Source organism: Calothrix sp. CBUCES-K 9914 (assembly GCF_059640475.1).
On sequence record NZ_JBXXZH010000541.1, the window covers coordinates 1 to 1,392 of the forward strand.

A 1,392-nucleotide genomic window follows, 5' to 3' on the forward strand; every position below is an offset into this window, starting at 1 on the left:
ACGAGTCTTATATATCATTGGAATTTTTTCGTAGCGTCACGCACCCTACGAGAATTAATCATCAAATAAACTCATTAGAGCTTGAAAGTTGGAGTTGTGCTGAAGTTCGTCTAACTGATGCTGTAAAGCTTCAGCTACAATACGCATGTTCGATTCTACGGCAATTTTAAGCTGTGTCTTTCGGATATTGACTTTCTGTTGCAAGCTGTCTAAAGCTTGTATATCGTCATATTTTTGAATAATCATTTCCCGCAGCCTGTGAAAATATTTTATACGATGCATATTGTAAATGATTATTCCAGAATTATATACATTACATTTTGTAAAGATAAAAACTACTTATTATCTGACCAGTCATCATTTTTAGCGGGTTTTACAGATTTGGGATAAATATCATCATCGCGTTTATTATTATCGTAGCCGTTGACCCAGCCAACAGACTCTTCGTAATCATCGCTATGATATTCTTTTGCTCGGCGAGTGTCTTGTTGATACTCCCATTCCCGTAACGGTTGTATGGAGCCATTTCTCCGGGAAGACTTGGGACGTGTCAGTGTTTTCCAAGCTGTTTTCACACCCGCAAATACACTACGAGTCCCTATTTGTATATTTTGCGCTTGTTTACGCGCGCCTTCAAGACTTTGGTCAACTTGTTTAACAACTTGACCTGCACTTTTTACTCCTTCGCTAACGTCATCGGTCAAGTCGGTAATTTCTAAACCAGTTGTACGAATAGCATCGAGAGTAGGAGGTAATTCTCGCGATAGTGTATCAAAGAGTTTCTCCGCGCTACGAGCTGCACGCGCGAGTTCCTGCAATGCTGGAATAGCTGCCACTAAAACCGCAGCTAAACTGACAGCAACTAAAAGAAGAGATAAACCTAGCCAAAATAAAGGTTCTGTCACAATAATAAAATTACCTAATTATCTTGCTGGTTCATGGAATCTAAGTCGAAGTCTTGCGTTTGTTTTTGCCGCATAGCGTTTGCCTCCCGAAAACTCGCGTCAATACCTGCCGCTAACGCTTCCTTCAGTCTTTCTAATGTACCATCCCAGTTTCGCAAAGCACTAGTAGAAATCCGGTCAGCTTGAATTTGAACACTCGTTGATAAATCTTCCGCTAACTCCGGTAAGGCATTAGCAGATTTTTTCAACATTTGACGTGTTTGCTTCCCTGTACGAGGCGCCACGAGTAAACCAGTTAAAGCTCCAATCGTCGCTCCTATCATTAAACCACCAATAAATTGACCAGAACGGTTGTTAGACATTTTATGCTCCTTCTCCCCTTACGACCATTTTATGCGTGTTTCATCACCGCAGCGAAATTTAAAAAAGTAAAAAATTGTAGCGATATATTATCGTTCAACTACAACAGTTCATTTCTTTTAGTTTA

General features: G+C 40.1%; 3 protein-coding genes. All 3 read right to left on the reverse strand.

What is annotated here, in order from left to right; all coding sequences use genetic code 11:
• Nucleotides 1-54 precede the first annotated feature (54 nt).
• The 3 genes from AC2JBO_RS44935 to AC2JBO_RS44945 all read right to left on the reverse strand — a co-directional run bounded on the left by AC2JBO_RS44935 (nucleotide 55) and on the right by AC2JBO_RS44945 (nucleotide 1,267).
• The gene (locus tag AC2JBO_RS44935; protein WP_496960088.1) at nucleotides 55-246 is read right to left on the reverse strand and encodes a hypothetical protein; all 192 of its coding nucleotides are present in this window, start codon (nucleotides 244-246) and stop codon (nucleotides 55-57) included.
• Nucleotides 247-335: 89 nt separating this feature from the next.
• A complete protein-coding gene (locus AC2JBO_RS44940; RefSeq protein WP_496960089.1) occupies nucleotides 336-905 on the reverse strand; it encodes a DUF948 domain-containing protein in 570 nt (189 codons plus the stop codon).
• Between the two features lie 14 nt (nucleotides 906-919).
• Nucleotides 920-1,267 carry a YtxH domain-containing protein gene (locus tag AC2JBO_RS44945; RefSeq protein WP_496960090.1) on the reverse strand — a complete coding sequence of 116 codons (348 nt, stop codon included), beginning with the start codon at nucleotides 1,265-1,267 and terminating at the stop codon, nucleotides 920-922.
• Nucleotides 1,268-1,392 lie beyond the last annotated feature (125 nt).

Excerpts from the sequence above, each read along its gene's own strand:
- AC2JBO_RS44935 (WP_496960088.1), bottom strand. The coding sequence starts at position 246 with ATGATTATTCAAAAATATGACGATATACAAGCTTTAGACAGCTTGCAA.
- AC2JBO_RS44945 (WP_496960090.1), bottom strand. The coding sequence starts at position 1,267 with ATGTCTAACAACCGTTCTGGTCAATTTATTGGTGGTTTAATGATAGGA.